General features: G+C 63.2%; 26 protein-coding genes. 13 read left to right on the top strand and 13 right to left on the bottom strand.

Translation table 11 applies throughout. From position 1 onward, the window contains the following. Positions 1-4 precede the first annotated feature (4 nt). The 3 genes from XH98_RS05675 to XH98_RS05665 all read left to right on the top strand — a co-directional run bounded on the left by XH98_RS05675 (position 5) and on the right by XH98_RS05665 (position 3,203). Positions 5-1,249, top strand: coding sequence for an MFS transporter (locus XH98_RS05675; protein WP_271618047.1), 1,245 nt, complete (start codon positions 5-7; stop codon positions 1,247-1,249). Positions 1,250-1,270: 21 nt separating this feature from the next. Further along, the gene (locus XH98_RS05670) at positions 1,271-2,167 is read left to right on the top strand and encodes an amidohydrolase family protein (protein WP_271618046.1); all 897 of its coding nucleotides are present in this window, start codon (positions 1,271-1,273) and stop codon (positions 2,165-2,167) included. Positions 2,168-2,288: 121 nt separating this feature from the next. Beyond that, positions 2,289-3,203, top strand: a complete 915-nt coding sequence (locus XH98_RS05665; protein WP_271597037.1) for a PhzF family phenazine biosynthesis protein — start codon at positions 2,289-2,291, stop codon at positions 3,201-3,203. 164 nt (positions 3,204-3,367) lie between these two features. Here XH98_RS05665 and XH98_RS05660 read toward each other — a convergent pair whose 3' ends face one another. Beyond that, the gene (locus XH98_RS05660; RefSeq protein WP_220002669.1) at positions 3,368-3,829 is read right to left on the bottom strand and encodes a DUF488 domain-containing protein; all 462 of its coding nucleotides are present in this window, start codon (positions 3,827-3,829) and stop codon (positions 3,368-3,370) included. 9 nt (positions 3,830-3,838) lie between these two features. After that, positions 3,839-4,675 (bottom strand): DUF72 domain-containing protein, encoded by an 837-nt coding sequence (locus tag XH98_RS05655; protein WP_271597036.1) that lies wholly within the window; start codon positions 4,673-4,675, stop codon positions 3,839-3,841. 104 nt (positions 4,676-4,779) lie between these two features. Here XH98_RS05655 and XH98_RS05650 point away from each other — a divergent pair, with 104 nt between their 5' ends. The 4 genes from XH98_RS05650 (at position 4,780) to XH98_RS05635 (ending at position 8,442) form a co-directional block, all read left to right on the top strand. Next, positions 4,780-5,157: a hypothetical protein gene (locus tag XH98_RS05650; RefSeq protein ID WP_271597035.1), complete on the top strand. Its 378-nt coding sequence runs from the start codon at positions 4,780-4,782 to the stop codon at positions 5,155-5,157. Positions 5,158-5,306: 149 nt separating this feature from the next. Further along, positions 5,307-5,510: a hypothetical protein gene (locus XH98_RS05645; protein ID WP_057748802.1), complete on the top strand. Its 204-nt coding sequence runs from the start codon at positions 5,307-5,309 to the stop codon at positions 5,508-5,510. Between the two features lie 289 nt (positions 5,511-5,799). Continuing rightward, entirely contained in the window at positions 5,800-6,927 is a 1,128-nt protein-coding gene (locus XH98_RS05640; RefSeq protein ID WP_057748801.1) for a glycosyltransferase family 2 protein, read from the top strand. Positions 6,928-6,936: 9 nt separating this feature from the next. Beyond that, on the top strand, positions 6,937-8,442 hold the full coding sequence (locus tag XH98_RS05635; protein WP_271618045.1) for a glycosyltransferase family 39 protein: 1,506 nt from the start codon (positions 6,937-6,939) through the stop codon (positions 8,440-8,442). 4 nt (positions 8,443-8,446) lie between these two features. Here the strand turns inward: XH98_RS05635 and XH98_RS05630 are convergent, their stop codons facing one another. Continuing rightward, positions 8,447-9,475, bottom strand: coding sequence for an NAD-dependent epimerase/dehydratase family protein (locus tag XH98_RS05630; protein WP_237865770.1), 1,029 nt, complete (start codon positions 9,473-9,475; stop codon positions 8,447-8,449). 51 nt (positions 9,476-9,526) lie between these two features. Further along, positions 9,527-10,699, bottom strand: coding sequence for a DegT/DnrJ/EryC1/StrS family aminotransferase (locus XH98_RS05625; protein ID WP_271618044.1), 1,173 nt, complete (start codon positions 10,697-10,699; stop codon positions 9,527-9,529). Positions 10,700-10,881: 182 nt separating this feature from the next. On the opposite strand from XH98_RS05625, the gene XH98_RS05620 reads away from it, so the two are divergent. Then, positions 10,882-11,628 carry a glycosyltransferase family 25 protein gene (locus XH98_RS05620; RefSeq protein ID WP_271597032.1) on the top strand — a complete coding sequence of 249 codons (747 nt, stop codon included), beginning with the start codon at positions 10,882-10,884 and terminating at the stop codon, positions 11,626-11,628. Between the two features lie 14 nt (positions 11,629-11,642). Next, a complete protein-coding gene (locus XH98_RS05615; protein ID WP_271618043.1) occupies positions 11,643-12,353 on the top strand; it encodes a WbqC family protein in 711 nt (236 codons plus the stop codon). A gap of 49 nt (positions 12,354-12,402) precedes the next feature. Here the strand turns inward: XH98_RS05615 and XH98_RS05610 are convergent, their stop codons facing one another. The 5 genes from XH98_RS05610 to XH98_RS05590 form a co-directional block, all read right to left on the bottom strand. Continuing rightward, complete coding sequence (locus tag XH98_RS05610) at positions 12,403-13,170, bottom strand: class I SAM-dependent methyltransferase (RefSeq protein ID WP_271618042.1); 768 nt, start codon at positions 13,168-13,170, stop codon at positions 12,403-12,405. Positions 13,171-13,231: 61 nt separating this feature from the next. After that, positions 13,232-13,912: a metallophosphoesterase family protein gene (locus XH98_RS05605; protein ID WP_271618041.1), complete on the bottom strand. Its 681-nt coding sequence runs from the start codon at positions 13,910-13,912 to the stop codon at positions 13,232-13,234. Then, entirely contained in the window at positions 13,890-14,867 is a 978-nt protein-coding gene (locus tag XH98_RS05600) for an ATP-grasp domain-containing protein (RefSeq protein WP_271618040.1), read from the bottom strand. Before XH98_RS05600 ends, XH98_RS05605 begins: the two co-directional genes overlap by 23 nt. Then, positions 14,864-15,706, bottom strand: a complete 843-nt coding sequence (locus XH98_RS05595) for an NAD-dependent epimerase/dehydratase family protein (RefSeq protein ID WP_271618039.1) — start codon at positions 15,704-15,706, stop codon at positions 14,864-14,866. The genes XH98_RS05600 and XH98_RS05595 overlap by 4 nt, the downstream gene beginning before the upstream one ends. Further along, positions 15,703-16,440: a class I SAM-dependent methyltransferase gene (locus XH98_RS05590; protein WP_271618038.1), complete on the bottom strand. Its 738-nt coding sequence runs from the start codon at positions 16,438-16,440 to the stop codon at positions 15,703-15,705. The genes XH98_RS05595 and XH98_RS05590 overlap by 4 nt, the downstream gene beginning before the upstream one ends. Positions 16,441-16,661: 221 nt before the next feature. On the opposite strand from XH98_RS05590, the gene XH98_RS05585 reads away from it, so the two are divergent. Further along, positions 16,662-18,659: a glycosyltransferase gene (locus XH98_RS05585; RefSeq protein ID WP_271618037.1), complete on the top strand. Its 1,998-nt coding sequence runs from the start codon at positions 16,662-16,664 to the stop codon at positions 18,657-18,659. 52 nt (positions 18,660-18,711) lie between these two features. Here XH98_RS05585 and XH98_RS05580 read toward each other — a convergent pair whose 3' ends face one another. Next, positions 18,712-20,598, bottom strand: coding sequence for a CHASE2 domain-containing protein (locus XH98_RS05580; protein ID WP_271597024.1), 1,887 nt, complete (start codon positions 20,596-20,598; stop codon positions 18,712-18,714). A gap of 63 nt (positions 20,599-20,661) precedes the next feature. Next, positions 20,662-21,189: a FecR domain-containing protein gene (locus XH98_RS05575; protein ID WP_271618036.1), complete on the bottom strand. Its 528-nt coding sequence runs from the start codon at positions 21,187-21,189 to the stop codon at positions 20,662-20,664. Positions 21,190-21,801: 612 nt separating this feature from the next. Here XH98_RS05575 and XH98_RS05570 point away from each other — a divergent pair. Next, entirely contained in the window at positions 21,802-22,890 is a 1,089-nt protein-coding gene (locus tag XH98_RS05570) for a DUF2778 domain-containing protein (protein ID WP_271618035.1), read from the top strand. 74 nt (positions 22,891-22,964) lie between these two features. Here XH98_RS05570 and XH98_RS05565 read toward each other — a convergent pair whose 3' ends face one another. Both XH98_RS05565 and XH98_RS05560 read right to left on the bottom strand, forming a co-directional pair. Further along, the gene (locus XH98_RS05565) at positions 22,965-23,603 is read right to left on the bottom strand and encodes a glutathione binding-like protein (protein WP_271618034.1); all 639 of its coding nucleotides are present in this window, start codon (positions 23,601-23,603) and stop codon (positions 22,965-22,967) included. 12 nt (positions 23,604-23,615) lie between these two features. Continuing rightward, entirely contained in the window at positions 23,616-24,209 is a 594-nt protein-coding gene (locus XH98_RS05560) for a cysteine hydrolase family protein (protein ID WP_271618033.1), read from the bottom strand. A 128-nt stretch (positions 24,210-24,337) separates the two neighbouring features. Here XH98_RS05560 and XH98_RS05555 point away from each other — a divergent pair, with 128 nt between their 5' ends. Together XH98_RS05555 and lepB are read left to right on the top strand one after the other, a co-directional pair. Further along, complete coding sequence (locus tag XH98_RS05555) at positions 24,338-25,171, top strand: LysR family transcriptional regulator (protein WP_271597020.1); 834 nt, start codon at positions 24,338-24,340, stop codon at positions 25,169-25,171. A 126-nt stretch (positions 25,172-25,297) separates the two neighbouring features. After that, on the top strand, positions 25,298-26,044 hold the full coding sequence (gene lepB / locus XH98_RS05550) for a signal peptidase I (RefSeq protein ID WP_271618032.1): 747 nt from the start codon (positions 25,298-25,300) through the stop codon (positions 26,042-26,044). The last annotated feature ends 241 nt before the right edge of the window (positions 26,045-26,285 follow it).

The raw sequence follows: 26,285 nt of genomic DNA, 5'->3' as shown, positions 1-26,285 counted from the left end.
AAACATGTCGAACTGGTACAGTGAAAGCTCGCCGCTGGAGCGGCGCACCTTCTGGGCAAGCTTTGGCGGCTGGGCGCTCGATGCGCTCGACGTCCAGATGTTCGGTCTTGCCATTCCCGCGCTGATCGCCGCCTTCGGCATCAGCAAGGCCGATGCGGGCCTGCTCGGCTCGGTCACCCTGTTCTTCGGCGCGTTCGGCGGCTGGCTCGGCGGCGCGCTCGGCGATCGTTTCGGTCGCGTCAAGGCGCTCCAGATCACGGTCGCGACCTTCGCGCTTGCGACCTTCGCATCAGCATTCGCGATGAGCTACACCCAGCTCCTGGTGCTCAAGGCGATCCAGGGCCTCGGCTTCGGCGCTGAATGGGCCTGCGGCGCGGTGCTGATGGCCGAGATCATCCGCCCCGAGCATCGGGGCAAGGCGCTCGGCACGGTGCAGAGCGCCTGGGCCGTGGGCTGGGGCGCGGCCGTGCTGCTGTCCGCGCTGGTGTTCACCTATGCGCCGGCCGATATCGCCTGGCGGATCCTGTTCGCGATCGGATTGTTGCCGGCGCTGCTCATCATCTTCATCCGCCGCGGGCTGAAGGAGCCGCCGCGCGCTGTCGCCAGGGACGCAGAGGTGCCGTTCTTCGCGACGCTATCAGGCATCTTCCACCGCGACGTGCTGCGCTCGACCCTGGTCGGCGGTCTGTTCGGCATCGGCGCCCATGGCGGCTATGCCGCGCTGACGACGTTCCTGCCGACTTACTTGCGGGAAGTGCGGCACCTCTCGGTGCTCGGGTCCAGCGGATATCTCGCCGTCATCATCATCGCCTTCTTCTGCGGCTGTGTCGCCAGCGGGATCGTCAGCGACCGCATCGGCCGCCGCGCGAACGTGGCGTTCTTCGCCAGCGCCTGCATCGCCACCGTGCTGGTCTATATCTTTGCGCCGCTGAGCAACGGCCAGATGCTGGTGCTCGGCTTTCCGCTCGGCTTCTTCTCGGCCGGCATCCCCGCGAGCATGGCGGCGCTGTTCAGCGAACTCTATCCGGCCGGCGTCCGCGGCACCGGTGTCGGCTTCTGCTACAATTTCGGCCGCGTGGTCTCCGCCGCGTTCCCCTTCCTGGTCGGCTTTCTCAGCGATCACATCGGCCTTGGGCCCGCGATCGGCATCGACGCCGCGTTCGCCTATTCGCTGGTGCTGATCGCGGTTCTGCTGCTGCCCGAAACCCGCGGCAAGGTGTTCGAGCAGGCTGCGGCCGCGCGCGTTTGACGGGAATGAGGAGTAATCAACATGAAGATAACCGAACGCGGCATGACGCGCCGCCAATTCAGCGCGGGCGCCGCAGCCCTGGCGGCCATCGCGGCTGCGGGCAAAGCGGCAGGTGAGGCGACGATGCCTGTGATCGACACCCACGCCCATGTCTTCCACCGCGGACTGAAGCTCGCGCCGGGCCGGCGCTATGCGCCCGACTACGACGCGCCGCTGTCGCTGTATCTGGAACAGCTCGACCACAGCGGCATCAGCAATGGCGTGCTGGTGCAGCCGAGCTTCCTCGGCACCGACAATTCCTATCTCGTCGATTGCCTGAAGCAGACGGCCGGCCGCCTGCGCGGCATTGCCGTCGTCGATCCTGCCATGCCCGCCGAGGAGCTGCGTGAACTCGATCGTGCCGGCGTAGTCGGCATCCGCCTCAATCTCGTCGGCCAGCCCTTGCCTGACCTTTCGGCAAGCGAATGGAAGGGACTGCTCGCCAACGTGAAGGCGATGGGCTGGCAGGTCGAGATCCAGCGCAACGCGTCGGATCTCGCCGTGCTCACCCCGCGTCTGCTCGATCTCGGCGTCACCGTCGTGCTCGATCATTTTGCGCTGCCGGATCCCAAGCTCGGCGTCGCAGATCCCGGCTTTCAATCCGTGCTGAAGCTAGCGGCGACGAAGAACGTGTGGGTCAAGATCTCTGCGCCGTATCGCAACGGCGCAGCGGGCGAGAGCTTTGCCAAGGAGGCCTATCCGCTGCTTCGCAGTGCCTACGGGCTCGATCGCCTGCTGTGGGGCAGCGACTGGCCGCACACGCAGTTCGAGGCGACGCAGACTTACGCCAAGAACCGGCAATTTCTCGACACGCTCATCGTCGACGAGCGCGAGCGCGCGCAGGTGCTGGCATCGCCGCGACCCCTTTTCCGCTTCTGACGAGCGAGCGTGATTGCTCCGATTGCTCTCAATTTTGGGGCATGACGAGCGATGTTTCGCGCTTGTAGAGTGCTGCGCGAGGCGGCGCGGGTTGCCGCCGCCGTTAGCGTGAGGAAGCACCATGCAGCGCCGCTACATCACTGTCGACGTGTTCACCGACCGCGCCTTCGGCGGCAACCAGCTCGCCGTGGTGCTCGATGCTGCCGGGCTCTCGACGCAGCAGATGCAGGCGATCGCGACCGAGTTCAATTATTCCGAGACGACCTTCGTGCTGCCGCCGCGCGACCGGGACAACGACGCCGAGGTTCGCATTTTCACGCCGGTGAGGGAGATGCCGTTCGCGGGGCATCCCAATGTCGGCACCTCCTTCGTGCTGGCGAGCCTTGCGAGGGAGCCGAAGTCGCGTTTGCGGTTCGAGGAGAAGGCGGGCCTCGTGCCGATCGACATTTTTCGCGAGCAGGGGCGGGTCATCAGCACCGAGCTGACGGCGCCGCAGCCGCTGTCCCGATGGGCGGAAGTGTCCGCCGCTGATGTTGCGGCCTGCATCTCGCTCGCGGCCGACGACATCAGGACCGAACATCATGCACCGCAAGTCGTCGGCGTCGGAACGCCGTTTCTGGTGGCCGAGGTGGTGTCGCGTGAGGCGCTCAAGCGGGCAAGGCCCGACGCGGCCGCGTTCGGCAGGATCTTGCCGCGCGACGACGCCCGCTCGGTGTGGTTCTACACAAGCGATGTGCCCGCCTCGGAGGCGCCGTGCGAGCGGCAGGCGCGCATGTTCATGCGCGGCGCCGGCGGTCTCGCCGAAGATCCCGCCACCGGCAGCGCAACGGTCGCCGCAGCCGCGCTGTTCGCCGCTCTCGATCCTGTCGGGGACGGCGAGTTGAAGCTCACCGTCGGCCAGGGCTTTGACATGGGTCGCCCCAGCATCCTGCAGACGCGCGTCGTCAAGCGCGACGGCAAGATCCTCTCCGCCCATGTCGGCGGTGCCTGCGTGCAGATGATGGAGGGGACGTTCAGGCTGGCGGGGCAGGGGTAGGCTCTCCGCGCCAAGCGCCGATGATAGACCCGTCATCCTGAGGTGCGAGCCCTTGCGAGCCTCGAAGGATGTACGGCCGAGGTGTCGCCGCGACTGTGGCACGCCGCCGCCCTTCGAGGCCTCCGCTTCGCTACGGCACCTCAGGGTGACGGCTACAGCTGCTGCTACACCTGCCGCCCCGCCAAATTCTTCACCGCAACCCCGTCGCGTTCCTCGATGATCTCCGCGATCATCTGGCGGTGGCAATGGGTGTGGTCGCGCTCATAGCACAGCAGGCAGACCGGGCCGGCCTTCTTCACGAGGGCCGAGAGCTCATCCATCTGCTCTTTCGCCTCCGGCGTCTTCAGGTGCTTCGAGAAGATTTTCTCCAGCACATCGTACTGGCCACTGCGCGCAGCGAGGCGGCCTTCCTTTGGCGTGCCCAATGCGGCAAGATGCACATAGGCGATGCCGCGCTCATCGAGGCCTGCGGCGAGCTGCTTCTTGGAAAAGCCCGGCCGCCGTGACGACGTCACCGCGCGCACGTCGACCACGAGCTTGACGCCGGCCTGCTCGAGCTCATCCAGCACGGCCTTCGGCGGCGTTTGCTCGTAGCCGATGGTGAAGAGCTTCTTCGCCTTGGCCATGGAGCCTCCTCAACTCACCCGTGCGATCAGTTCCATGGCGCCGTGCGGCGCGCGTACCTTGCCCTCGTGGATGACATAGGCGAACACGTCGCGCGGTTCCTTTTTCGGCTCGGTCTTGTCAACTTTCGGCAGGTCGTCGGGTTCACTTCCCTGGGCCCAGGCCTTGAAGCGTGCGGCCCAGGCGTCGAGCTGCTTCGGTGGATAGCAGGTTTTGATCTCGTCATTGCCCTTTTGAAGCCGGGCGTAGACGAAATCGCCGGCGACATCGGCAATCGCGGGGTATTTGCCGTGTTCGGCAAACACGACGGGCGTCTCGAACTCGCGGATCAGGGCGATGAAGTCAGGCGTGCAAAAACTGTCATGGCGCACTTCCACCACGTGGCGCAGCGCGCGCCCCTCGAGCTTGCGCGGCAGCAGCTCCAGAAACTTGCCGAAATCGGCGCCGTCGAATTTCTTGGTCGGCGCGAACTGCCACAGCGCGGGGCCGAGATGGTCGCCGAGTTCCAGCACGCCGGAATCATAGAAGCGCTTGATGGAATCGCCGGCCTCGGCCAGCACGCGGCGGTTGGTGGCAAAGCGCGGCCCCTTCACCGAGAATACAAAGCCCTCAGGCACTTCGCTCGCCCATTTGCGAAAGCTCTCCGGCTTCTGCGAGCCGTAATAGGTGCCGTTGATCTCGATCGAGGTCAGCTTCGAGGCAGCATAGGACAGCTCCTTCGCCTGCGTCAGCTTCTCCGGATAGAACACGCCGCGCCAGGGCTCGAAGGTCCAGCCGCCGATGCCGATGTAGATGTTGCCGGATTTTTTGGTCGCGGTTTTTGCTTTGGCCACGGGAGGATCTCGCATCGACGGGAAGGGGAGAGCTGCATCCTATTCAAACCAGAAGTGATTGGCCAGTTGTCGCATCCCGTCTAAGCTTGCCCCGCGATCTGCACAAAAAGGAGAACAAGATGCGGATGCTGATGCTGGGAGCGGCGCTCGTCATGATGACATCTGCTGCCACACATTCTGTGAGGGCAGATGATGACGATGCAAAGGGCGCACAGAAGCTCGCGATGCAGGGCCGCGACGATTACTGGCATTGCCTGGCGCGCGAGTATTCGCGCGACTCCAATCAGGGCCTGTCGGAGCAGGAGTTCGGCCGCTCTGTTGCGGGGGCCTGTCCATCGGAGCGGCAATATTACCGGGTCGCGCTGCTCGATTATCTCACCACGCAATATCCTGATATCGATTCCGGCGCCCATCTCGCGACCGCGAACAGGGCGGTGGAGTCGGCGCAGAGGGACATCGTGACCGCTTACGTCAAGCACCGGCCGCCGGCGAAGTAGGGGAGTGGCGAATGGCCAATGGCGAATAGGGCGGGAAGGCATGGTTTACTTCATTCGCTACTCGCGATTCGCAACTCGCCCCCTGGCCCTTCCGACCGTGCATTCATCCGTGATATGACAGGGCTCATCTGGAACGGGGACGGGTTGGTATGTCGTCTGAGTCGGTCGGTGGCATTTTTGGCGCGATCGTCGCCGCGGTCGTGCTGGCGGTCGCCGTCGTCTTCGGGCCGATCGGCCAGTACGGCAAGCCTCCGAAGCCGGCCAAGGTCGAGGCCCCCGCCGCCATGGCGCCCGCGGCGCCTGTGGCCCCCGCGCCTCGGGGCCCGGTGATCCGAGAAGTCCCGAATCAATGATGGCCTGAAAAAGGGCGGGTTCGGCCCCTTGCAATCAGGCTTTTCCGTTCCCATCTAGGCTCTAACGGCGATGTTGAGCCAAAAGCTCCGGCGCTGGAACGACCTTGGAATAGCTTGGGCCTGCGCCGGATGTACGCGCGGTCCGCCGTTCCGGGGTCGTTGGCATTTTTGGGCCCCTTTGGGGCGGTTTCCCTGAAAAACCTCGGCTTGTAGCCCAAGAACTCCTAGCCCAAGAACTTATAGCCCAAGAACTTGGCATCGCTGGACGCGGCGGATATACGCTGCCGTCATGAATGAAGCGATCAGACCGGACGCCCACAGCCAAGCCCAAGAGGGGCCGGAACTGTCGGTTATCGTCCCGACCTTCAACGAGCGCGACAACGTCACCGTGCTGTACCGGCGCCTGGAGGCGACGCTCGTTAACGTCGCCTGGGAGGTCGTGTTCGTCGACGACAATTCGCCCGATGGCACCTGGGACGTCGTGCGCGAGCTGGCGCAGAAAGACAGCCGCGTGCGCTGCATCCGCCGTATCGGCCGCCGCGGCCTCTCGGGCGCCTGCATCGAGGGCATCCTGGCCTCGAGCGCGCCTTATGCGGCCGTGATCGATGCCGACCTCCAGCACGACGAGACGCAGCTGCCGAAGATGCTGCTGCTGCTCGCAAGCGATAAGGCCGACCTCGTCGTCGGCAGCCGCTACATCGAGGGTTACAAGAGCGAAGGTTTCAACAAAAAGCGCGCCGGCGCCAGCGCGCTGGCGACCGAAGTCGCCAGGAAGATGCTCCGGGTCGAGATCGCTGATCCCATGAGCGGCTTCTTCATGGTCCGCCGCGACCGTTTCGAGCAATTGGCGCCGAAACTGTCGGTGCACGGCTTCAAGATTCTGCTCGACCTCGTTGCCACCGCGCACGGCAATTTGCGCGCCGTCGAAATTCCCTACACCTTCGGCGCCCGCCAGCACGGCGAGAGCAAGCTCGATTCCATGGTCGCGCTGGACTTCCTTGGCCTCGTCCTGGCAAAGCTGACCAACGACATCGTCTCGCTGCGCTTCATCCTGTTCGCGATGGTCGGCGGCATCGGCCTCATCGTGCATCTCGCCACGCTGTTCATCGCGCTTCAGCTGATCAAGGTGTCGTTCGCGGAGGCGCAGGCCGCCGGCGCGATCGTCGCCATGACCAGCAATTTCATCATGAACAACTTCCTCACCTATCGCGACCAGCGGCTGAAGGGTTTTGCGATCCTGCGCGGCCTGATCATGTTCTACATCGTCTGCAGCGTCGGCCTGCTCGCCAATGTCGGCGTCGCCTTCTCGGTTTACGATCAGGAGCCGATCTGGTGGCTGGCCGGCTTGGCCGGCGCGCTGATGGGCGTGGTGTGGAACTACGCGATGTCCGGACTGTTCGTCTGGCGCAAGAAATAGTGCGCCGCTATGGGCGGGGCTGACGCGCGGATCGTCCGTAACACGGCGCTGGTGATCCTTGCACTGGTCGTCTTGCGGCTGGTGGTGGCCGCCTTGACGCCGATCACCTTCGACGAAGCCTATTACTGGATGTGGTCGAAGAACCTCGCGGGGGGTTATTACGACCACCCGCCGATGGTGGCTTACGTGATCCGCGCCGGCACCATGATCGCCGGCGATACCGCGTTCGGCGTCCGACTGGTCTCGATCCTGCTCGCGCTGCCGATGAGCTATGCGATCTATCGCACCGCCGCGATCCTGTTTGGCGGTGCGCGCGTGGCGGCGACCAGCGCCATCCTGCTCAACGTCACCATGATGGCCTCGGTCGGCACGCTGATCGTGACGCCGGATGCGCCGCTGCTGGTTGCCTCGAGCTTCGTGCTGTTCTTCCTCGCCAAGGTGCTCGAGACCGGCCGCGGTGCCTGGTGGCTGGCAGTCGGCGCTGCCGTCGGCGCGGCGCTGCTGTCAAAGTACACCGCGATGTTCTTCGGTGCTGCGATCCTGATCTGGCTTGCGGCGGTGCCGAAGCTGCGGCGCTGGTTCCTCTCGCCCTGGCCCTATCTCGGCGGTTTCGTCGCGCTGGCGCTGTTCTCACCGGTGATCCTGTGGAATGCGGATCATCATTGGGTCTCGTTCGTCAAGCAGCTCGGCCGCGCCAGGATCGAGGATTTCCGCCCGGTCTTCATTGCCGAGTTGATCCCGACCCAGATCGCTTTCGCAACGCCGCTGGTCTTCATCCTCGGTGCGATGGGTCTGCATGCGCTGACCTGGCGCCGGGCCGGCGCGCTGGCCTCGCGCGTGCTGATCGAGACGATGTTCTGGACCATTGTGGTCTATTTCGTCTGGCATTCGCTCCATGCCCGCGTCGAGGCCAACTGGTTTGCGCCGGTTTATCCGCCGTTCATTGTCGCCGCCGCGGCCGCCGCCAGCCTTGCACAGTGGAAGCCGCGGGCGCGCCGCCTGGTGGATTTCTGCCTGCGCTGGGCCGCGCCTGTTGGCATCGTGATGTTTGCCGCGCTGATCCTGCAGGCCAATACCGGCTGGCTTTCAGGCTATCGCCGCGACGCGACCGTGCGCAGCGTCGGCGTCGGCTGGCGCGAGCTCGCAGCCAATATCGAAGCCGAACGCGTCCGCAATGGCGCAACCTGCGTGCTCACGCCTGACTACGGTACCACGGGCTGGCTCGCCTTCTATCTGCCGCGCGGGGCTTGCGTGGTGCAGCAGAACCAGCGCATTCGCTGGGTCAACATGCCCGAGCCCGATCCGAAGCTGCTCGCGGGCAAGCTGCTCTATGTCGACGAGATCAAGCCCGGAGGCCATCCCTTCCTCAAAGACCTCTTCACACAAGTGACGCGAGTCGCCGAGCTGCAGCGCAAGCGCGGGCCGCTCGTGGTCGAGACCTATGGTGTCGATCTGCTTGAAGGCGCCAGGGGCGACGTGCTCGACCGCTCGCCGCCGCCTGAACTTGTGCCCTGAGCGATCACAAGATCTTGCCGTTGAACGACAACTCCTTGATCCGCTTTTCCCAGTCGATCAGGGACCGGTACCAGCCCAGCGTATGGGTGGTGGGATCGTCGCCGCTGACCGTGCCCCGCTCCAGCGCCTGCTTGATCTCCACGATGCCTTCATGGACGCGGGAGGATGGATCGAATTTCAGGCGCTGGATGATCTTGGCAAAGGACAAATTATAGGTTCGCTTGTCCGTCGCATCCGGGATCGTGTGGGTGACGATGTTCGGAATGATGTCCTTGACGAAGTTCGCGAGCTGTTTGATCTGGTAGTTGAGATCGTCACTGCCGACGTTGAACGTTTCCCCTGATACGACCGACGCTTCGCTCTCGATGCCCATCATGAGGGCGCGGCAGACATCATGAACGTGGATGAACGGCCGCCACTGCTCGCCGCCTCCCATGACGTAGATCACCCGCTCCTTCCAGGCGCGGAGCGTCATGACGTTGATGGCGAGGTCGAAGCGCATGCGCGGAGCCAGGCCGAATACGGTGCTGTTGCGCAAAATGACCGTTTCGAACGTGTCGCTTTGCAGCTTGCGCAGTTCGTCCTCGACGTGAAGCTTGCTTTCGGCATAAAGCGTCTGCGGGCGACAGACGGCGTGCTCGTTGAGCGACACTTCCTGGCCGTGGCCGTAGACCGACGCCGAGCTCGAATAGACATAGCGGCGCACGCCGGCCCGCTTGGCCGCGCGAGCCAGGCGAACGCCGCCCTGGTGATTGATCGAGACCGTCAGCTCGGGGTCGATTTCGGCGGAGGCGTCGTTGCTCAGTCCGGCCAGATCGATGACGGCGTCCATCCCCTCGAACTGCTGGGGGTCGACGGTGCGGATGTCGTCGACGAGCATCTTGATATTCGGGTGAGAAGCCGCCTGCATGAATCGATCTCGGCCAAAAAAGCATCGATCGAGCGCAGTCACCGAATAGCCCTTTTGCGCCAGCATCTGGCACAGAGGAATGCCGATATAGCCTCCGGCTCCAGTGACGAGAACTTTCTGCATGTCCTAGACTTCTATGTTCGTGAGGGTCTCGGGTCGGTTGCGGCTCTGCGACTAAGGCTTCGGTCTGTTTTGCGCCTGTTGGCGCGCGTACCGGATGGCGGAAACGACGAGATCGCATTCTTCGTCGGTCATGTCGTTGTAGACCGGAAGCGCAATGACGTTGTAAGCGACCCGTTCCGTCACCGGCAAACTCACTTCCCTCTGCGTCGTGTAGGCGGTCATGTGGTGGCAGGGCGGGCTGTAATATTTGCGGACGAACACATTGTGCGTCTCGAGCGCCGACGCCAGCGCATCGCGGCCGAGCCCGAACTCCCTGGCGTCGACGACGACAGGAAGATAGAGCCAGTTCGTTTGCGCGCCTGCGGGCTCTTGCCCCACGCGCAAACCGGGAATTTTGCAAAGCCCGGTCCGCATGCGTTCGACAGCGTGTCGGCGTGTCGCAGTGGTCTGCTCGAACGTCTTGAGTTGCTCGAGGCCGATGAGGGCCGCTATCTCCAGCATTTTCCCGTTCAGGCCCGGCTCGTGACAATCGGCGCCGTCCACTTGCCCGAAGTTCCGCATCGCCTTGACGCGCACGAGCAATTCCGCATCGTGGCTGCAGACGCAACCGCCTTCCATTGTCGCGAAGGCCTTGGTGGCGTGGAAGCTGAACATCTGCGCGTCCGCGCAGCCTCCCACCAGCTGCCCATTGATGCGCGTTCCGAAAGAGGGGGCGCTATCGACCAGAAATTTCAGCTTGTGGCGTTCGGCTATCCCGGCGAGCGAAGCGTAATCGCTGGGGATCCCATAAGCGTCGACGGCGAGGATGGCGACGGTTCGGTCCGTGATCCTGCGCTCGACGTCATCAGGGTCGAGACGCATGGTCTGGTCGTCGAGAATATCGGCAAAGACCGGTTCGGCGCCGACCCATTTGATCGCATGCGGTGTTGCGCTGAACGTGAACGATGGCACGATCACTTCGCCGCCGGTGATCCCCGCGGCCCTCAGCATGGCCATCATCCCGATCTGGCCGTTGCAGAAAACCAGCGTCGGGACGCCCAGATACTCGCTCAAGCGCCTCTCGAATTCGACGACCCAGCGGGAATTGTTCGTGACCTGGCCGGTCTCCAGCGCTGTCTCGAAAGCGGCCAAGAACTGTTCGGTTCTCGGAAACCTGGGACGCACGATATGAAGCGGGCTCCGGGCCAGCGGCGTGAGAGATTCAAACGGGACTGCGGCAGTCATCTCGAGTCCTGATTGTCGATGCAAGTTCGTGACGGCTTATCGATATAGGTCGAGACTTGTGTGGAGCATTCGTGCGCGACGTGATCCGCGATTGACAGGCGCGTTTGCACTAGCCGCGGCTGGCGAATCAATATTCTAGTGGCGCTCTCCGGGCATCCTTCCGCGAACGGTCCTTTTGGCAAATGAAGAACTTCGTCATCAATCTCGATCGCCATCCAGAGAAATTCGAAAACTTCCTGAAGCGGAATGCAGGCTGCGGAATCGCCTTCGAGCGTTTCTCCGCGACGAATGGTCTGGAGCTGACCGATCAGGAGGTGATGGCGATGCGGCTTGTCGCGCCCGGTTCGCAGTTCACCAGGGGAGCCGTTGGCGGCGCCGCTTCGCTGTGGCGGATATTGAACTGGATCGCCGGGCAGACTGAGCCTGCCCTTGTCTTCGAGGACGATTGTACCATCCGTCACGACATCATCGCACGTCTGGAGAATTTGCTTCCGACTCTTGGAAACTGGGACCTCCTGGTGCTCGGATACAATACGGATTCAGTGCTCGATCTCGAGCTCGCGCAGGGCATGAAGTCGATGATGGTCTTTCGGCCTGCGCACCCGGACGACCGAAGTGATGCCGCTTTCCAGAGCGCGAATTCCCAGGTGGCCGCGCTCCGGCTGAACACTTGCTTCGGACCAGCCGGAAACCTGATATCTCCGGCCGGAGCGAACAGGCTCCTGGAGCTGTGCTATCCGATGGATAATCGGCCGGTCCGGATCGAGGCGCTCGGCAATCGCATGCTGCCGACGACCGGGTTGGACGGGATGGGAAACAGCGTCTATCGCTTCATGCAGGCGTATGCCTGCTTCGCGCCGCTTGTGGTGCCGCGCAACAACAATGCGACGTCGACGACCTATACCCACGATGCGCGCATTTGGGGCTAGCAGGGCGTCACACGATGAAACTCGCGATCATGCAGCCGTATTTTCTTCCCTATATCGGCTACTATCAGCTCATCGGTGCGGTCGATCTCTTCATCGTCTACGATAACGTCAAATATGTAAAAAAGGGCTGGGTCAATCGCAACCGGATGCTGGTCAACGGCAAAGACGCGTTGTTCTCGCTGCCGTTGAAGAAGGCCTCGGACGCGCTTGATATTCGCGACAGGGAGTTGGCGGCCGAGTTCGACCGTGCAAAGCTGCTTAATCAATGGCGGGGGGCCTATAGAACCGCGCCCTTCTTCAAGCAGACCTTCCCGCTTCTGGAAGAGATTGTCGGCTTTCAAGATCCTAATCTATTCCGCTATCTCTTCAATTCGCTGCGGATGACCTGTGCGCATCTCGGTTTGAAGACTGCCTTCAAGATTTCGTCCGAGGTGCCGATCGATCATTCGCTCAAGTTCCAGGACAGGGTGCTCGCATTGTGCGAAGCGGAAGGCACGCAAAAGTACATCAACGCGATCGGCGGCCTGGAGCTCTATGATGCCGATGCTTTCAGGGCCCGCGGAATCGAATTCAGGGCCCTGCGATCCAGGCCGTTTCCCTATGAGCAGTTCGGGCAGCCCCATGTGCCATATCTGTCGATCGTCGATCTCTTGATGTTCAACCCGGTGTCGAAGTTGAGCGAGATCATCGCCGAAAATTACGATCTGGTTCAGCAGGACACGTAGGCCTCAAGGTGCGTCGATCCGAAAACGATCAGGCGTCGAGAGCGACGCCTCATTCGAACACGACGTAGCTCTGCTGCGGCGAGATCGTGCTGCGGCAGATGCGATAGCCCTCGGTGCCCCATGCTTCGCGCAACGCCAGGGTTTCGCCCGGATTCTCGGCGAGGACCAGCTCGTCAAACCCGACGATGCTGTTCTTCGCCAGATAGGGGCGAATGAGCTCGAGGCATCGCTTCGTCGGTTCGTAGAGATCGAGGTCGAAATAGGCCAGCGAGATGATCGTCTCGGGGTGCTTCTCAAGATACGCGGGAAGGGTCTCGGTCACGTCGCCCTTGACCAGCTCGAACTTGCGGAGGTGGCTGCGCGGGGCGAGTTTCTCCTGCGCCGACAGGATGTCTGCCAGCACGTCTTCGTAATTGGGCGAGACGCTGAGCCCGCCGACCTTCAGCCCGTCGAAATCGCCGTCCTGGGGTGCCACCGACGGGAAGCCCTCGAACGTATCGAAGCCAACAACCTTGCGGCTCATGTTGTAGGGTTCGTAGATGTGGCGCATGGTCGTGAACAGCGCCATGTTCTGGCCCCAGCGAACGCCGAATTCCATGATGACGCCATGGGTGCGCAGGGTCATCGAATAAAGGTCATGCATGAAGAGGATGCGTGCCAGCGACGGGCGATTGAGGAACAGGCCGAGATTTGCGTGGAATTCACGCGGAGGCAGCGGCGATGTCTTCATCAGCTCCTGCAGCCGGCTGTAAGCGGCCACTTCGTCCCGGGCAGCATAGGTAAAGTTCTGCGCGTCCTGCGGATCGTTTGATGTCATGATTTGTGCTCACACGTTTTCATGTTGATGAGAGGAGCGGACAACGCCGGGTTCGCGAGGCTCAATCTGCGAGCCGCCTGAGATTTTTCGCGCCAGTCTTCAGTCCGCCATAGTAGTAGTCGTGGAATCCCGCGGCCTCCATCCGGTCAAAGACCTTTTGCATGTCGTACGCGACCCGGTGCAGCGCGAAGGTCTGGCCGTCGAAGGTTGCGAACGCGGCTCGCGGATCGCCGTCGCGCGGTTGTCCGACGGATCCCGGGTTGCAATAGGTCTTTCCGCCGAAGGGGTGGATGCTTTGCACGTGGGTATGACCGCTTACGAAATGTGTGCCGGACAGTCGCGCGAAATAGTCCTCGCTCGGGTCGGTCAGGTATTCGTCGATCGGATCGCCCCAGCCGGCATGGACGATCCGGACAGTGTCCATTTGCAGTTGCAGGTGAAAGGCCCTCAGCCAGTTCACGTTTTCGGACGTGATGACCTTCCGCTGATAGACCAGACACTCGTTCACGCTCTTGGATCTGGTGCAGAACCCACCGTAGCCGAGATACCAGTCATGGTTGCCGAGAACGCTTGGGATGCCGCGCCTTCTCAGCTCATCGCAGCATTCGTTCACCTGGGAATAATAGCCGACCACGTCGCCAACGCAGACGATCTCCGCGACGCGCATGCGGTCGATCTCGGCAAGAACCGCTTTCAGCGCCTCGAAATTTCCGTGGATGTCAGAGATGAACGCTATGGTCATGAAAGATGAAATCCTCGGTATAGCGGACGGCTCTGCCGCGCCTGATGTCCGGTTGCACCGGCAGTCGTTGCTCGATGGCCATGTCGACCGCCATGAGCGCCTCGTTGTAGCCAAAGGCGGCGCGGATCGACGTCGATGACGAAATCCTCGGATTGATCTCGAGCAGCTTCAGGCCCGTGTCAGTCTTGCGGAACTGGAAATTGGTCGGCCCGACCGGCGAAAACGCCTTGCTCAGATCCCGGATCGCGTCGGAGAACTCGGCGTGGTCGACGGCCTCGGCCTTCTCCGTGTATCCATCCTTGGAGAGTTTTCGGCGAAGCGCCATGCAGGCGGAAAAGCTCCCTTGTCCGTCGCAGAACGCGGACACGGTAAATTCCTCGTCGTCTCGTCCGACGATGGGCTGGGCCATCAAAATTGTCTTTGTCGCGGGAGCAATCCTGGCAAGCTGCTCCGCAGTCTCGACCGTCACGATGCCCTTGGAGCCAAAGCCGCGGCGAGGCTTCAGCAGGAATGGCAAGCCGCAATTCGCCTTGAGGACATCGAAGTCGATGTCCAGATAGCTCGGAATCGCGTAGCTCGGCATCAATTCCTGCTGCCGCTGGTAGAAGGCCCATTTGTCGGAGCAGAGGGAAATCAGTTCGCGCGAATTGAGAACGACCCTGGTTCCGGTCGCTTCAAGTTCGGCGACGTGATCTGCCCATTTGTACATGTCGGCATCGATGCCGGGGAATGCGACGTCGACCCGATGTTTGCGCAGCAGCGCGGCAAGCTGGTCGAGGTAATCAGGCGCATCGGTCCTGGAGACGATCTCAAAGATGTCGCAAAATCCCGGCGCGACCGAGTCGGCATAGATCGAGGTGCCGATGAGCGTCATCGGTCGCTTCGACAGTCTGAGGGAGCGCAGGATTCCGTAGCCGACGATTCCGGCGGCGCCGGAAACCAGGACTGTCGTCACGATGCCAGCCTTCGATGAGCCGCTTCCATCTGCATGCCTTGCTCGGTGGATATGCGGGGAAGATAATCGATCATCCGGAACAACGTGTCGTCGCAAGAAAAGCCGTTGTCCGGGATGTCGGGCTTATCCCTCAGGAACCTGACCTTGCTCTTGCTTTCAAAAGCCGAAATCGCCGCCGCCGCAATCTGCGAATATCTGACGTTGTCGGGATTCACGCAGCGATAGATGCCCTCGATCCGCATCGCAATGACGGCCGAGAGAACCTTGGCCACGTCGTCAGCGTGAATGAAGTTTCTCAGAGGGTCATTCGAGCCGAAGATGTCGATGTCTTCGTTTCTCTCGGCCTTGTCCATCATGGTGTAGAGGAAAGGCTGATGTTTTCGAAACGACTCTCCCACGCCATAGATCTGGGAGGGTTTGAGTACCGCGACAGGCAGCCGAAGCTCTCTGCCGCAGAACCGCGCAACGTCCTCGGAATGCCTTTTTGAAAGGGCGTAAGCTCCGGAGAAGGGAGAATCGTTCGCGAGATCCGAGAAAATGCTTGAGATATGCACGAAGTGCTTCGCGTTGGCCCTGGAGCTGGCGTGACAGAGCTTCATCAGGCCGAGCACGTTGACATTCATGGCTTGCAGGGTGTCGGGCAATTCTTTGCCGCCGAAGGCGGCCGCCATATTCACCACGCAGTCGATCCCGCCGGGAATCTGGACATCGTTCGAACAGAGGTCCAGCTCGACATCGCAACCGCTGCGCCCGGCCGTCAGCACGTCGTACCGTTCACGAAGCAGCGGGATAAGCGCCTGCGCGCACGCCGAAGTTCCGCCTACGATCAATACCCTCATGATCGTGCTGAATCGTCCGGCGTGAGCTGCGCCAGTAGCCCGCAGGACAGTTCCGGGTAGTCAACGCCCATCTCGCACAAGGCTTGGATGATCTTGGTGTCGAGATGCAACGACAGGAGCTGGCTAGTCGCGAAGGGCTTGAGATAGATGCCTTCCATTCTCTCTATTTTGTAGCCGGCTTCGGTCACCAGCTTGGTGAGGGAGCCGACCGTAAAGTACCGCTGGTGCCCAAGAACCAGATCGTTCTCCGAAAGAGCCTCCATATCCGGCAGCATTCCCGCAAGATGTCCGAGCCTTCGGTTCATGACCTCGGCGTTGGGGACCGCCACAAAGAGTTTGCCCGTGGGGGTCAGAAAGTTGCTGAAACGGTTCAGGATCAGAAGCGGATCGTCGACATGCTCGAGAATGAACCCCATGACGATGAGGTCGAATCGTTCGTCCGTCTCGAACTCCTCGAAGTAGGTTTCGATGACCTCGCTTCTGTTCTCCGGAAACCGCAGCTTGAAGTTTTCGATGACCGCGGGGGAGCCTTCAAGAACCACATGGCGCTCGCAGCTGTCCGAAAAGAGTTCGGTGGCGAAGCCGTGCCCCAGTCCGAGGTCCAGGACAGCACGCGGATCCTTGACGACACGAGCAATGCGCTTCGGATACCAGGTCAACGAAATCTCGTTGTCGAAATCGTAGACGCTTTTGCCCTCGTAGGCGGCGACATGGACATCCAGCCGGCTGTTCATGGGCTCTCTTTCCCCTAGTTCGATGCGCCATCGGACGCCCGATCTCACGCTTATCAACGGCCCATTTGATTCGCCACGCGCGGGCGCGGCGAAGCGAAGGCGGTGTCAAGCTTCAAGCAAGCTTCGAACAAGCTACGAGCGGGATAGTCGAGATGCGGCGAGCTTCCCAGAATTTGGGAAGCGGGCTGCTGCCCGCTGTCCCATGATCCGGAAGGTTCTCCATGAATTATCACGATGGCACTCTCGCAAGGGCTGATGAGACTTCGACGGGGCCGTCGTCGCCGACGCGGGATGAAGTTTACCAGATCTGCCTTCGACATCTGAAGTCAGGCGAGCTCGAGCAGGCCGCGGCCCGTTGTCGGGAAGGCCTTGCCTCTGACGCGAACCATGCCGGCCTGCTTCATCTGATGGCCGGCGTCGCTCTGCTCAACGGCGACTACGATGCCGCCATCAACTGGGCCGGCCGTGCCCTCACGAGCGAGATGAAGGCGACCTATCTTGCGACGTTCGGAACGGCGCTGCTGGGCAAGGGGATGCAGGCGCAGGCGTTCGAGGCGTTTCAGCGTGCGGTGGCGCTCGATCCCGTCGATCCGTCGATCTGGGAGAATTTCGGCAACGCCTTGAACAGGGTGGGGCAAGCCGACCAGGCGAGCCTCTGCTTCCTGATCGCGCGGGCCTATCAGAAACTGCCGTTCCTCGGCGAGTGCGGTTCCGTTCCCCGCAACGAATGGAATGCCCTGACGGCGGAGTTCAATCCGCATCTTCGAACCCGCGCGAGATCGGACGAGGCCCGCGATCCCATTCACTGCTTCTGGTCGAACGTGCCGCTGAGCGATATGTCGCGCCTGTCGCTGCAGTCGATGGTCCGCCAGGGCCATCCGGTCAGGCTTTACACCTATGACAACCTCGCCGCGATGCAGGCGCGCGTGCCTTCAGGGGTGATGGTGGTCGATGCGGCAAGCCTCGTGCCTGCTGCTATCTACCAGCATGCCGTCCTGAACAGCGATATCCGCTATTTCAGCGACATCTTCCGCTATGCCGTTCTTCACGAGCTCGGCGGCTGGTGGCTCGATACGGACATCGTCCTGGTCAAGCCGCTGGATTTCGGCAGGGAGCACGTGTTCTCCACGCAATGGTCCGGCGTCGAGCAGGGACATGTCTGCGTTGGCGATGTGATGCGCGCGCCCAAGGGCTCCGTTCACATGGCCAACCTCTATGCGCTGTCGCTGCAGCGGATGTTCAGCGAGAATCGTGTCGAATATGGCGCGGTGGGACCGTTGCTGCTCAGCGAATATCTGCTCGTCGCAGGCGGCGAGGAGCTTCAATCGTCGATCCTGCCGCCGTCGAGCTTCAACGCGATCGACCGGCGCGAGGTGGAGCTGTTCGCCGTCGCAGGCCGTGCGGGCTTCGAGTTACTGAGCGACCCGCGCGTGACCGGTGTCCATCTCTGGGGCAGGATGTGGGCCGAACGGGGCTTGCGCTTCGATGCCGTCCCCGAAGAGAGCGTTGCGGGCTATCTCAAGAAGCTGGTGCTCGAGCCGAACTGGCTGACGCAGCTCGCGGCGAAATATGACTCGGACAAGGGCGCGACCGCCAAGGGCGATGTGGCCCATCACTACACGCGCGTCTATCACGAGCTGTTCCGATCCAAGGCGCTCGAGCCTGTCAGGATCCTTGAAATCGGCCTGTGCCGCGGCCGGGTGGAAGGCCGAGCCCAGGATCAGGTGCCGTCGCTGCAGATGTGGCTGGACTACTTTCCGAACGCCGAAATCATCGGCGTCGACATCGAGGATTTCAGCTGGTTCTCGCATCCGCGCGTCAGGATCCATCGCCTCGACCAGGGCGACCGCGGCATGCTGGAAGAGCTCGCGCGCAAGGAGAAGCCGCTCGACATCATCATCGATGACGGCTCGCACGCCTCGGTGCATCAGCATCTGACGCTCGGCGTGCTGTTTCCCGCGCTGAAGCCGGGCGGCCTGTTCGTCATCGAGGGTCTGGATTGGCAGCCGCCGGAGATTCCGTCGGGCAGGGCGCCGCTGGTCAAGGATGTGCTCAACGCGATGAAGCAGGGCGGCGCGTTCGCGTCGAACGTCATGACCGAGGCCGAGGCGAAATTGATCTCGGACGAGGTCGACGAGATCCTCGTCAATGACAGCTTCCGCGAGCTGATATCGCGCGGCCTGCTCGGCGGCCTCGGCGTGCTGCGGCGCAGGGCTTAGCAGGCTGCTCTCTACGTTGTCGTCCCGGCCTTCGCCGGAACGACAGCGGAGTTCAGTCGATCATCTCGGCACGTGTGGCGGTCTGGCTCGGCCTGTGCTGGTCGCGCCAGAACCAGACGGTCACGACGCCGGAACGGCCGCGGACCTGTGTGAGCAGGGGACCCGACAGCACGCCGTCGGGTGCGCCGTGGAATTCGGCAGCGTCCAGCAGCTTATCGGTGACGGCGAGCCGCGCGCCGTTTTGCGCGGCGACCTCCATCAGCCGGCTCGCGAGATTGACGGTGTCGCCATTGGCCGTGATGTGCTGATGGCTCTCGCCGAGCCGCGAGGCGACGATCGGACCGCAATGCGCGCCGATCTTGAAGCCGAGCCGCGCGCCGATCGCCGGCGGCAGCGATGCGATCCAGCGCGCGACGCCGCGGTGCAGGTCGATCGCGCATTTCAGCGCGCGCGCCGCATCGTCAGGCATTGCGCGCGGCAGGCCGAACAGGATCATGGCGCCGTCGCCGAGGAAGCTCGTGATCATGCCGCCGCAATCGATCGCGGCCTTGTCGATCAGCGCGTGAAACGCCTTCAGAATGTCCTGAAGCTGGTCCGGATCGAGCTGTTGGCTCAGTGCAGTGAAATCCGACAGATCGATGAAGACGACGGCCGCATCCTGCCGGACGGGCTTGGCCAGGAAATCGGGATCGCGCGCCAGCCATTCCTGCACCGCCGGCGCCTGCAATTGCGCCAGCGACCGGCTCCTGGCGGCGAGGTATTGCGTGCGGCGGGCTCCCGCCCAGGTCTGCACGCCGATGAACACCGCGACCGGCGGGATCGCGGCCGCGAGCGTGGTCGCAGCGTCGAGCCAGACGCCATGCGTGAACGCGAACAAATTGAGTCCGGCCCAGGCGACCATCACGGCGGCCGCCGCGACGAAGCCGAGCGCGCTGCGCCGCCACGCCAGCAGGCCGATCAGCAGCATCGGCAGCAGGATCGCGATCAGCGCGTCGGCGATGTGAACCTTGCGGTCGCGCACGATGCTGTCGCCGGCGACGAGATGCGTGATCGCGGTCGAGATGACCTCGACGCCGGGCATCAGGGAATCGAACGGCGTCGGGAAGAAGTCGCCGCCGCCGGCAACCGCGGCGCCGATCACGACGATCCGGTTCTCGATCGCCTTGCGATCGAGCGTGCCGTCGAAAATGCTCTGCGCGCTGACGGTGCGGATGGTTCGGCGCGGGCCGTAGTAAGTGATAGGCAGCGAAAAGTCGCGGTCTACAGGCACGACGCGATCGCCGAGCGTGAGATGATCGGGCGCGATCGTCAGCTTCTTGTCGAGCGCGCGGCTGGCGACCCGCAGCGGCAACGACAGTTCGACCTTGTCGCCGGTCCGGAACAGCATCGGCACCGAGAGCGGTGAGCCGGATTGCCCGGTCGCGACGTTGACGATGCCGACATCGGCGTGATCGGCGAAAGCAGGCAACGGCAACAGGAAACGCTCGGCCTGGGGCAGGACGGCGAGCGGCCCGGCGCTGCCGGGGCCAACGGTTTCGCTCTCGTTCGGGAAGATCGCCGCGGCCGCGAGCACCATGGGGCCGGTTGCGAGCGTGTGGGCCAGCGTGGCGTCGCCGATCGCAGCGCTGCGATCGACCAGCAGCAGATCGATGGCGATGACCTTCGGCTTGAACTGCACGATGGCGTCGACCACGCGCGCCAGATCGGCCCGCGGCAGCGGATAGGTGCCGCCGCGCTTCACCACGGTGTCGTCGATGGCGACGATGGTGACGAGATCGGGCGGGGCTTGCACGCCGCGCGCGAGCGTGCGCAGGTCTGTCAGCGTCGCCTCGAGCCGATCGAGAAAGGCGAGATGGCCGTAGGTGTGAGCGGCAAAAATGCCGCCGCCCCACAGGGCCGCAAGGACAAGGGCGAGCAGGATCTGAAAACGTCTATTCATTACGTCGTACTACAATCTGTCTTTCCGCGTCTCGTGCGCGGGTCTTATTGATGTGTACGGGCCTTATTGACCCAATCTCGCCATCAGCGCATCGACGCGGGACTGGCCCCAAGTCTTGACAGTCAGCGGACCGCTCGCTTCCACGTCGACGCCTTCGCCGGGACCTAACACGACGCCGCGTCCGCGCGCCACCCTCCGGGTCACACCAACACGGCCATTGGCGACGAACACGGAGGTCTTGGTCTCTGCGACATCGACCGCCCATTTGGTGCCGCGCACCGCGGCAATCGCTTGCGGCGTCAGCACCTTAAAGGGGTTGCCGCCGGGTTTCCTGGGCACCTCGACCAGCAGCGCTTTGCCGCTCAACTCGACGGTGTCTATATGTCCGTCGCGGTTGACGTCCTTCAGTTCAAATCTCGCGCCGTTTTCTGCAACGATGGTGATGCCGTTGTCGCAACGCCAGACTTGCGTGCCGGCGGCGGAGGGTGACGCGGTGCAGCCCACGTCCGTGGCAGGCTGTGCGGTCGCAGATCCGATCAACAGCAATGACCACGCCAGGGCGCAACACCCCGCGCGCGAAAACCCACTCATGCCAGCCTCCGTTTGACGTGCTCGGCACAGTTCAAGGCGATGTTGATACGGTACCGTATCATGCGCAGAGGCTGCTGAAAAGTGCCGGAGCGTGTAGCTATTTTGCCGCCGCGGCCATTTCCAGATTGGCGCGATCAACTTTCGGTCAGGGCACCCCAGCGACGTCAGCGCCGTGAGGTGAAATGACGCCCGCCGAGCACCAGCCTCACGCAACGCTTCCCCGCTATCTTGCGGACATGGTGACCACGAAAATGACTTGGTTGGTGGGTCCAAAGGTGCGGTCGGCGAGGCGCTCTGAGCGTGCTGAACCGGCCGAGAATTATGGTTAACAGTGTCGCCTAAGTCCGTAGTTCTGCGGGCCTTTTTCTCAAAATGGCACAGCGTTAACGAGCTGCCCTACAACTGCCTGAACTTAATCTGCATTTAACTAAAAGTCGCCTTAATGACGCTCCGACCCTCTGCGAGATGCTGGTTCCGGAACGTGACCAGCGGCGCTTCGAAGGGGGACTGAGTGACACCGTCCTGGACGCAAGGCGAATGAGTACGAGTATCGCTGCGCCGAGTTACGCGGCACGGAAGCAGAAAAATTCCTATCGGAAGCCTTCCCGGAAAATGACCACCCAAAACCTGCTTGGCGCCGCCGTGGCCGGCTGCGTCTTGCTTGCCGGCTGGACCGTCTACAACAACATCTTCGCCGCCAGCGTCTATCCGACCGTCGGCAGCGCCGGTTACGACGAGCCCGTGGTCAAGCGCGCGCCCAAGGTGGCGCTGCGCGAGGCGGGCGAGGCGATCAGGGAAACCTTTGCACTGCTGCCGGACCGGCTGCAGGTGGCCAAACCGATTTCACGCGAACAGTTCAACGAGCGCTTTGCCGCCGCGGCGACGCAGGGTGTCGAATCGAACGCGGCCACCGCCGCGCCTGCGGCTCAGGTCGCGGAAGCCACGCCGAAGCCGACCGTTGTCGCGAAGGTCGCGGAAGTGCTGAAGCCGCTCAACCCCGCCAAGGTGGCTGAGAGGGTCGCTGACAAGGTCGCTGACGTCGCGAAGGGCAAGCGCTCGGACGCGCCGGTGCAACTCGCCTCCGCCGATCCGGCCCAGATCGTGCCGGCGCCGGAAGCCAAGCCAAAATCCTTTGCCGATCGCGCCAAGGCTGCGGTGATGTCGATCACCGGCCCGCGCCAGTCGATGGTGGAGAAGCTGTGGGGCAAGCGTGAGTCCTCCGGCGGCCTGCTCGCCTACGCTTCGGCCGATGCCAGCGTGACCTCGGCGATCGCGCCGAAGGAGCAGAACCCGATGCTCGGCGGCGCTCCGCCCTATGATCGCGACACCGCGGTCTACGACATCACCGCCAAGACGGTCTACCTGCCCGATGGCACCAGGCTCGAGGCGCATTCCGGCCTCGGCTCCAACCTCGACGATCCGCACTCGCAGCGCGTGCGCATGCGCGGCGTCACCCCGCCGCACATCTACACGCTGAAGCCGCGCGAGGCGCTGTTCCATGGCGTGCCCGCGCTGCGTCTCACGCCGATCGGCGGCGAGAGCGCGATCTACGGCCGCGACGGCCTGCTGGCACACACCTTCATGCTCGGGCCGAACGGCGATTCCAACGGCTGCGTCTCGTTCAAGGACTATTACGCGTTCCTCGACGCCTATCGCAACAAGGGCATCCGCAAGCTGGCGGTGCTGGCGCGGGTCGACTAGGCCTGGTCAATTCGAGATCATGCAAAAGGGCCGCTCGCTGCGGCCCTTTTTGATTTTCTGCTTCAGAGTGACTGCTACGCCGCATTGACCGGGACGGACTTGCGCAATGCCATCTCGATGGCGATCGCCTCTCGCACCACGGGCCGCGCCTGCATGCGTTCGAGATATCTAGCGAGCGAGGGCCATTGCGCGACGTCGACGCCGGCGGGGCGAAGCAGCAGCAGAGCCCAGGCAAGATGCGCGTCCGCGACGGTAAAACTGCTGCCGACGAGGAATTCGCGGTCCGTCAGATGCGCTGATGGCACCGACAGCGTCTGGCTGATCCGCGCGCGCGGCTTGGCGAGCGAGCCGTCGTCCTTGTACCAGAAGGTCGGAAACAGGAATGCCTTGTGGATCTCGGTGCCGACGAAGCTCAGCCATTCCTGCAGGCGGTAGCGATCCAGATCTCCCGGCCGCGGCGCAAGGCCGCGCTCGGGCCTGAGGTCGGCGATGTATTGCAGCACCGCCGCGCTCTCGGTCAGCCGCTCGCCGTTCTCCAGCACCAGCACCGGCACGGCGCCCTTTGCGGAGATGCCGCGAAAATCGCGCTCGCCGTCCGCGATCGTCTTGGTCGCAAGATGCACCTGGTGATAGCGCGCCTCGAGACCTGCCTCCATCAGCGCGATACGGCTCGCAAGCGAGCAGGCCATCGGCGAGAAATAGAGTTGCAGCATCATGTTGCTCCGTTATCTCAGAGCTTCGCCGCGCGCGATGATCGCGAAGCGGTCGGAAAGCTCGGCGAGCGCAACCTCGTGGATGGTGCGCGCGTCCAGCGTGCCGCCGCGCCCATCAGGCAGGTCGCGCGTGGCGCAGGCATCGGCAGCGATGGTGGTGCGAAAGCCGAGATCGAGCGCGGCGCGCGCCGTGGAGCTGACGCACATATGCGTCATGAAGCCGGCCAGCACGATGTTCTTCCTGTCGGTTGCGGCAAGACGCGACCTAAGATCGGTGCCGGCAAACGCATTGGGCAGCTCCTTCTCGATCACCAGCTCTCCGGCACGAGGCGTGAGCTCGGCGACGATGGCACCGCGCTCGCTGCCGCGATCGAACAGGCTGCCGGCCTTGCCGCGATGGGCGATATGGATGATCGCCCCGCCAGCCTCGCGTGCGCGTGCCAGCAGCGCAGCCGCCCGCGCGATCGCGGGCTTGGCGTCGGGCAAGGCGAGGGGGCCTGCAAGATATTCGTTCTGGATGTCGATCAGCACCAGCGCGGCATCGGCAAGGCGTGGCGGGGTGAGGTCGGCGCCGGCGAGCTCGAGCAGGGTCTTCGCGGTCGTCATGGTCAGGCAATCTCCAGGGCGAAGGCCGGGCCAGCATAACGCCGGAGCCGCCTGCCGATATGCAGGGATATTGCAGCCGGTGGCTGCGATATTGCAGACGCCTCCCAGCCGATGTAGCCTTAAAGCCCATGAACTGGGACGATCTGCGCATCATCGCCGCCATCAGGGACGAGGGCACCTATGCCGGCGCCAGCGCGCGGCTGCGCATCGACGAGACCACGGTGGGGCGCAGGCTGTCGCGGATCGAGCGAGCGCTCGGCCTGCGCCTGTTCGAGGCCGCCGACGGCGTGCGCAGGCCGACGCGGAGCTGCGAGGCGGTGCTGGCGCATGTCGAGGCGATGGCCGCGCATGCCGCCGAGATCGGCCGCCTCAGCGAGAGTCTGGAAGGGCCGGTCGGGCGCCTGCGCATCGCCTCCACCAACACGGTCGCCGAGGCGGTGTTGTCGCCGCGCGCGAGCGACTTCCTGCGCGCCAATCCTGGCCTCACGCTGCAATTCCTCACCTCCAGCGAGAACGTCAGGTTCTCGCGCTGGGAAGCCGATCTCGCCATCCGTCTGCGCAAGCCCGACAAGGGCGACTTTGCGATCTCCAGGCTCGGGGACATCAAGCTCTATTATTTCGAGCCTGCCGCGACCGAAGGCGAGCCGATGCTATGCACCTATCCGGACGAGCTCGGCGCCATTCCCGAGATGCAATTCCTGCGCACGAAGAAGGCCCGCGCGCGCTGCGTCACCGACAACGTCCGGGTCATCCGCAATCTGATCCGCGCGCATCGGGCCGCCGGCGTGTTGCCGGAATATGTCTGCGCGGACCTGCTCGGCGATCGGCGCCTGCGCGCCAGCCTGCTGCCGAAGCGGCGCGACGTCTGGCTGCTGGTGCAAAACCACCTCAAGCGCGACGCTGCAACGCGCGTGACGATCGACTGGGTGCGGGCGTGTTTTCAGGAGATGGCGCAGAGTTGATCGGCGGCCGGCGGCCGCTTTGAACGCAGCCCGGCAGCAGGACGACCAAGTCGGACGGGTCAGGGATTGTGCGCGCCTACAGGTTGCGCAATCCTGTGGCGACGACAATCTCGGGCAGGGAATGCGATGACCACGCTTCAGGACACCGTCCGGCCAAGGGCCAGACCTCGCGAATGGAAAGCGATTATCATCCTGATCCTGCTCGTGCCCGTGCTGTGGTCGCCGCTGATCCTGTTTCGCTACGTGCTGTTCCAGCCCTTCAACATTCCGTCCAGCTCGATGGCCCCGACGCTGGTGGTTGGCGACTACGTCTTCGCGGCGAAATATGCCTATGGCTACGGCCGCTATTCGTTTCCTTTCGCGCCATCCTTTGTCTCGGGTCGGTTCGGCGCCGCCGATCCCGCCTATGGTGATATCGTCGTCTTCCGGTCGCCGAAGGACAATGAGACCGACTATGTGAAGCGCGTTGTCGGATTGCCCGGCGATCGCATCCAGATGCGGCACGGACAACTCTTCCTCAACGACATCCAGGTGACGCGCGTCGCGCTGAAGGACGTAGCCGCGGGCTCCGCCTGCGGCGGCGAGACCGGGACCAAGGTCAAGCGCTGGCGCGAGACGATGCCGAACGGGGTGAGCTACATCACCTATGACTGCGTCGACAATGGCTACGCCGACAACACCGAGATCTACACCGTCCCTCCGGACCATTTCTTCGCACTCGGCGACAACAGGGACAACTCCACCGACAGCCGCTTCAAGTCGGTGATGGGCTTCGTCCCGATGGACAATCTGATCGGCAAGGTGACGCGGATCTTCTGGTCGCTCGATTCCGGAGGCGGGCTGCGTCCGGGCCGGATGGGGAAGGTGGAGTGACGGGGCCGGGCTCGCGTCATTCCGGGGCGGCGCGTAGCGCCGAGCCCGGAATCTATTGATCCGCAAACTCAGCTCGCAATTGTGGACACAGGTCGATCCATAACAGGCCATGCGCAAGTGGTGGAATGGATTCCGGGTTCGCGACTTCGTCCCGCCCCGGAATGACGAGGCCGAAATTCTACTTTTCCTGCGTGTGGCCGTAAAACGACTCAATGGAGTGCGCCACTTCTGTCATTCCGGG

Source organism: Bradyrhizobium sp. CCBAU 51745, assembly GCF_028128715.1.
GTDB lineage: Bacteria > Pseudomonadota > Alphaproteobacteria > Rhizobiales > Xanthobacteraceae > Bradyrhizobium > Bradyrhizobium manausense.
The sequence above is the reverse complement of the archived record's forward strand: the minus strand, read 5'-3'. Positions and strand labels throughout refer to the sequence as shown.